This window comes from Nocardioides sp., from assembly GCF_035547795.1.
Taxonomy (GTDB): domain Bacteria; phylum Actinomycetota; class Actinomycetes; order Propionibacteriales; family Nocardioidaceae; genus Nocardioides.
This window is the reverse complement of record NZ_DASZUF010000199.1, coordinates 1-5464: the sequence shown is the minus strand read 5'-3', so window position 1 is coordinate 5464 and position 5464 is coordinate 1. Positions and strand designations below refer to the sequence as shown.

The following is a 5464-nucleotide window of genomic DNA, read 5'->3' as shown; positions in this document are numbered from 1 at the left end:
CGGGCCCCACGTCGCTGTGCGGGTCAGTCGACGGACTCGACCTCGACGATGCTGGCGCCCTCGGCGGCACGCTGCACGGCCGCGCAGCCGTCCTTGGCACCCTTGAGCGTCGCGTACGGCTGGCCACTGGCGACCACCTCGCCGTTGCCCGCCTTGAGCCGGAAGCGGAACCTGCCCGACTTGTCCTCGTAGACCTCGAACTTGCCTGCCATGACGAATCCCCCTTGTCGATGCGGCGCCGACGGCGCCGTCTCGCTTCGCATCGTGCCGGAAGTGAAGCGCCCTGTCACCGGTCGCCGGGTCAACTTCTCCGGCGGCGGGCGGCGACCATCCCGGCCACCTCGACCGCCTGGACCCGGATCTCGGGGATGGCGGTGGTCTCGAACAGGGTGCCCTTGCGCGGCGGGCCGACGGTCAGCAGACCGGGCACGACCCGGCCGGCGGCATCGAGGACCTCGCCGCGCGGCGTACACGCCAGGCCCAGGCGGAGCTCGTCGGGCGCGATCAGGCCACGGCGCAGCAGCGCGATCAGGAGCGGGTTGTCGCTGCGGGTGACGTCGGTGAGCGGACCGGTGCAGTTCACCACCGCGTGGGCGGTGATCTCCTCGCCACCGACCGTGACCAGGGGGTACGACGAGGTCTCCCGCAGACCGGTGATCCCGCCGGCGACCACCCGCAGCCGACCCGCGGTCCGGTAGCTGTCGAGGCGGGCCGCGACCTCGGGCGCCATCCGGTGCCGGCGTACCTCCCAAGGGCGGGCATACCGCTCGAGGAAGCGCCGCCGCTCCGGCAGTGGCAGCCGGGCCCAGATCGACTGGGTGGGACCGCGCAGGCCGTCGACGACATGCTGCCAGTCGACGCCGTGGGCCGCAGCCGCCTCGACCTGCTCGCGGAACAGCGCGGCGAGGCCGTCGGCGGTGAGCGGTCCCTCGGGCAGTGGCGTGACCCAGGCGACGGACTGACAGTCGATGTGCGGCCGCGGCAGCAGGCCGTGTCGGCTGGCCATCACCACCCGACGCTCGGGCCGGCCGTCGAGCACGCTGACGGCGACGTCGATCGCGGTCAACCCGGTGCCGACCAGGACGACCGTCGCCGCCGGGGCCAGGCCGTCGAGCCACGGCTGCCAGGGATCGGCGATGTGCCAGCCGGCCTCGGGCAGGCCGCGGCCGCCGACGGCGAGCCGGCCCGGCGCCTGGTTGCCGTGGGCGAGCACGACGCTGTCGAACCGGGTGGCGGCACCGGACCCCTCGTGCACCAGGAACCCACCGCCCGCCGGCGCGATGTCGACGACCCGCTCGGTGACGATGCTCAGCCGCTCACCGGCCAGCGCCGCGAGCCGGTCGCGCAGATAGGCGCCGTACTGCCGCCGCGGCAGGAAGGTGGTGCCGCTCACCCGCGCCCAGTCGAGCAGATCGGACGGTACGTCGGGCAGGGCGCTCATGTTGCCGGCCCTGACGTTGAGCAGGTGGCGGTCGTCCGCGGTGCCGTAGGCCACGCCGAGCCCGACCCGCCCGGTCGGCTCGAAGATCGTGACCCGCACACCGTCGTCGGTGCGTAGGAGATTGAGCGCGACGAGTGTCCCACTGGCTCCCCCGCCGACCACCGCGACCCGGCGGGTGGCGGTGGTCGGGGCGGAGCGGTCGATCTTCGCTGCGACTGTCACATGTTAAGTCTAGCTAATTTCTAGACTTATGCCAGGAGCGGCGAGCCGCGACGCTCAGGCGACGGCCGATGCCGCGCCGGCCAGCTCGCTGCGGAGCTTGACCATGACCTTCTTCAGCAGCCGCGACACCTGCATCTGCGTCACGCCGATCCGGGCGCCGATCTCCTCCTGGGTGAGGTCCTCGACGTACCGGAGTCGGATGATGAGACGCTCGCGCTCGGTGAGGGTCCGCAACGCCGGCGCCAGCAGCAGGCGGGCCTCGCTGGCCTGCAGGTCGGCGTCCCGGGCCGGCAGCAGGTCGCCGAGCGAGGCGGCGTCGCTGTCGGTGGCCACCGGAGCGTCGAGGGAGAGCGGGCTGAAGCAGCCCTTGAGCTGCTGCGCCTCCTGGACGTCGGACTCGGCCACGCCCAGCGTCTCGGCCAGCTCCGACGCGTCGGTGGTCTGGTCGGAGAGCCGCATCACGTCGGCCTGCAGCTCCTGTACCCGGCGGGGCGGCCGGACCGTCCAGCCATGGTCGCGGAAGTAGCGCTTGACCTCACCCCGGATGGTCGGCACGGCGTACACGAGGAAGTCCTCGGCCAGCCGACCGTCGAACTTGTGAGCGGCCCGGACCAGCGCCAGGTAGGCGACCTGCTCCAGGTCTTCGATCGGAATGCCGCGGTTGGCGTAGCGGGAGGCGATCGCCCGAGCGACCGAGGTGTTCACGAGAATGACCTCATCGAGCAGTCGCGCACGCTCCGCACCGTCTGCTGCCGCAGCCTCGGTGAGGAGTCGAGTGGTCTCCCGCCGCCGAGTCTCACGCGGCAGATCCTGGTGAAGCGTCGCGTTCGTGTTCATGACCGACCCGTGCCCCTCCCCGGGGCGGGCAAACCGGCCGCGGTCCGATTTAGCCCCTGGGGGTGGTACCCCCGGTCGATACCCCCACCCCTAGGGGTGAGGACTCGATGACCAGACCCGGAGGCCCGTCGCCCCGGGCTCGCGCGAACCCGGAGCGGCGGCGTTCGGCACCGTGCGGAGTGTCCTGACCTGGTCGACCCAGGTCACCCGAAGACGCCGGACAGCAATCGAGTACCACGAACCTTGTGCACGCATTCACCTTCTGCGGTGATGCTCGACTCAGTCCGGGGGCGCGAACCCGTGCTGGATCGCCCAGGCCACCGCCTGCGCCCGGGAGCTGACACCGATCTTGCGATAGGCCTGCCGGATGTGGCTCTTGAGGGTGTTGGTGGTGAGGAAGAGCTTGTCCGCGATCTCCTTGTTGGCCAGCCCCTGGGCGATCAGGGCGAGGGCCTCGATCTCGCGCGGCGACAGACCGGCACCGTCGGCGACGCGTTCGTTCTGCTCCGGGAGGGGCTCGCCGGCGGCGACGAGCTCGATCGCCTCGACCAGCTCCTGGGCGCGGATGGACATCGACACCCAGGGGAGACCGAAGGCCAGCGCCCGAGCCCGCAGGTCGGGCCGCATGTCGCGGCTGAAGACGAGGATCTTGGCCTCGGTCTCGCGCGTCAGGTGCTCAAGCTCCGCACCGTCGTTCGCATGCAGGCCGAGGGTGTCGTAGAGGATCACCTCGACGCCCGCGGCCTTGGTCCACACGCTCGGCAGCGCGGTGACGATGACGCGGTCGGGATAGTCCGCGAGCATCGCGGTCAGGCCGCGCGCGACCACCTCTTGACGGCTGACGATGGCGAGCCGGATCGGCGCGTCACGCATGGGCGTTGTCCATGCGCTGATCGTGCCAGATCCAGGCTCGGTTACCTAGGCAGGGTCTTTACTTTTCTTGGGTACGTCGCCGGCCGGCCCGGTCGTCGCGCGAGCGCGTGCCGATGGAGCCGGGCCAGTGCGGTTTTCGTAGGCTTGCGCGCATGCCTCGCTACGTGATGACACTGCGCTGCCCCGACGGCCCCGGGATCATCCGAGCCTTCGCGAACGGCGTGGTCGAGGCCGACGGCAACATCGTCGACAACCAGCAGTTCTCCGACCCCGACACCGGGACGTTCTGCATGCGCACCGAGTTCGACTCGCCGCTGGAGGACGTCGAGGGGGTGCGCTCCTTCCTGCTCGGCGCGCTGGCGCCGTTCGAGCCGGTGCTGACGCTGCGACCGGAGTCGCTGCGTCGTCGGATGCTGGTGATGGTCTCGAAGTTCGACCACTGCCTGGTCGACCTGCTCTACCGCCACGAGACCGGCGAGCTGCCCGTCGACATCCCGCTGGTGGTCAGCAACCACCCGGACCTTCGGGCGCTGGTCGAGCACCACGGCATCCCGTTCCTGCACCTGCCGGTGACCAGGGAGACGAAGCCGGACGCCGAGGCGCGGCTGCTGGAGCTGGTCGACGAGCACGACGTGGACTTCGTCGTACTCGCCCGCTACATGCAGGTCCTCTCCGACGACCTGTGCCGCGCGCTGGAGGGCCGGGTGATCAACATCCACCACTCGTTCCTGCCCGGGTTCAAGGGCGCCAAGCCCTACCACCAGGCCTACGCGCGGGGCGTGAAGCTGATCGGGGCGACCGCGCACTACGTGACCGCCGACCTCGACGAGGGACCGATCATCGAGCAGGAGGTCACCCGGGTCACCCATGCCGCCACGCCCGAGGCGCTGGTGGCCCTGGGCCGCGACACCGAGCGGCTCGTGCTCTCCCGGGCGGTACGCCGCCACGCGGAGGACCGAGTGCTGCTCGTCGGACCCCGGACGGTCGTCTTCAGCGCCTGAGGACTCGCCGGCTGGAAGACGGTTCGCCGGCCCGTGACCGGACCGGCGAACCGATGGAGCCGTCTGTCGGAATCGAACCGACGACCTGCTCATTACGAGTGAGCTGCTCTACCGACTGAGCTAAGACGGCGTGCTGCCCGGCAGGCAACGCGGAGAGTGTAGCGATGGCGGACGCGCGCGGCGAAAACGGCGTCAGCAGGACAGGCCGTTCTTCGGCACCTTGCCGTCGACCAGGTAGTCCTCCACCGCGCTGTTCACGCAGGAGTTGCCGGTGTTGTAGCCGGTGTGGCCATCGCCGTTGCGGGTGACCAGGACACCCGACGTGAGCAGTGAGGCGAGGTGCTGGGCCCATTGCAGCGGCGTGGCCGGGTCGCGGGTGGTGCCGATGACCACGATCGGGTTGGCGCCCGGCGCGCCGACCGGCGGGGCGGGCTCGTCGGCCCTCGCCTTGAAGTAGGCGCAGCTGGTCAGTCCCCACGCGAACACGTCGCCGAACGTGGGCGAGGCCTTCTCGAACTCCGGCAGCACCGAGGCGACCTGCCCGGGCTTGATCGCGGACGGGTCGTCGAGGCAGCTGATGTCGTACTGCGCCTCCATCGAGTTGTCGCTGTAGCCCTGCTGGGTGCGGCTGGTGTAGATGTCCGAGAGCTCCAGCAGCACCGAGCCGTCACCGCCGAAGGCCTGCTTGAGCGCCTGGGTGAGATAGATCCAGCTGTTGCGGTCGTACAGCGTCACGGCGACCCCGTAGAAGGCGTTGCCGCCACGCAGTTCCCGATTGCCCCCGGCCGGCAGCGGATGCTGCTCGACCTGGGTGAGGAACGCCTTGATCTTGGCCAGTCCCTCGTCGACGCTGGTGCCCAGATAGCAGCTCTTCGAGGTGCTGACGCAGTTCTGCACGTAGGAGCGCAGGGCGGTCTCGAAGCCGGCGGCCTGCTGCACGCCCAGCTGCTCGTTGTCGAGCGTCGGGTCGACCGCACCGTCGAGCACGAACCGCCCCACCTTGGCCGGGAAGAGATCGGCGTACGTCGTCCCGAGCTTGGTGCCGTAGGACGCGCCGAAGTAGTCGAGCTTCGACTCCCCGAGGGCAGAC

General features: G+C 70.4%; 6 protein-coding genes and 1 tRNA gene. 1 reads left to right on the top strand and 6 read right to left on the bottom strand.

Features of this window, described 5'->3' with window-relative positions; genetic code table 11:
• Positions 1 to 23: 23 nt before the first annotated feature.
• The 4 genes from VHA72_RS14825 to VHA72_RS14810 all read right to left on the bottom strand — a co-directional run bounded on the left by VHA72_RS14825 (position 24) and on the right by VHA72_RS14810 (position 3373).
• Positions 24 to 212: a YegP family protein gene (locus VHA72_RS14825; RefSeq protein WP_325576550.1), complete on the bottom strand. Its 189-nt coding sequence runs from the start codon at positions 210 to 212 to the stop codon at positions 24 to 26.
• 89 nt (positions 213 to 301) lie between these two features.
• Positions 302 to 1663, bottom strand: a complete 1362-nt coding sequence (locus tag VHA72_RS14820) for an FAD/NAD(P)-binding protein (protein ID WP_325576548.1) — start codon at positions 1661 to 1663, stop codon at positions 302 to 304.
• 54 nt (positions 1664 to 1717) lie between these two features.
• Positions 1718 to 2500, bottom strand: coding sequence for a sigma-70 family RNA polymerase sigma factor (locus VHA72_RS14815; RefSeq protein ID WP_325576546.1), 783 nt, complete (start codon positions 2498 to 2500; stop codon positions 1718 to 1720).
• Between the two features lie 279 nt (positions 2501 to 2779).
• Positions 2780 to 3373 (bottom strand): response regulator transcription factor, encoded by a 594-nt coding sequence (locus VHA72_RS14810; RefSeq protein WP_325576544.1) that lies wholly within the window; start codon positions 3371 to 3373, stop codon positions 2780 to 2782.
• A gap of 152 nt (positions 3374 to 3525) precedes the next feature.
• Between VHA72_RS14810 and purU the strand changes: the two genes are divergently transcribed.
• The gene (purU, locus tag VHA72_RS14805; RefSeq protein WP_325576542.1) at positions 3526 to 4374 is read left to right on the top strand and encodes a formyltetrahydrofolate deformylase; all 849 of its coding nucleotides are present in this window, start codon (positions 3526 to 3528) and stop codon (positions 4372 to 4374) included.
• 54 nt (positions 4375 to 4428) lie between these two features.
• Here the strand turns inward: purU and VHA72_RS14800 are convergent.
• Both VHA72_RS14800 and VHA72_RS14795 read right to left on the bottom strand, forming a co-directional pair.
• Positions 4429 to 4504: transfer RNA gene (locus VHA72_RS14800), tRNA-Thr, on the bottom strand.
• A 62-nt stretch (positions 4505 to 4566) separates the two neighbouring features.
• Positions 4567 to 5464 (bottom strand): alpha/beta hydrolase (locus tag VHA72_RS14795; protein ID WP_325576540.1); only part of this gene is annotated, 898 nt, incomplete at its 5' end.

What these genes read in the sequence shown, in the direction of transcription:
- VHA72_RS14810 (WP_325576544.1), bottom strand. Translation starts at nt 3,373, where the DNA reads ATGCGTGACGCGCCGATCCGGCTCGCCATCGTCAGCCGTCAAGAGGTG.
- purU (WP_325576542.1), top strand. Translation starts at nt 3,526, where the DNA reads ATGCCTCGCTACGTGATGACACTGCGCTGCCCCGACGGCCCCGGGATC.
- VHA72_RS14825 (WP_325576550.1), bottom strand. Translation starts at nt 212, where the DNA reads ATGGCAGGCAAGTTCGAGGTCTACGAGGACAAGTCGGGCAGGTTCCGC.
- VHA72_RS14815 (WP_325576546.1), bottom strand. Translation starts at nt 2,500, where the DNA reads ATGAACACGAACGCGACGCTTCACCAGGATCTGCCGCGTGAGACTCGG.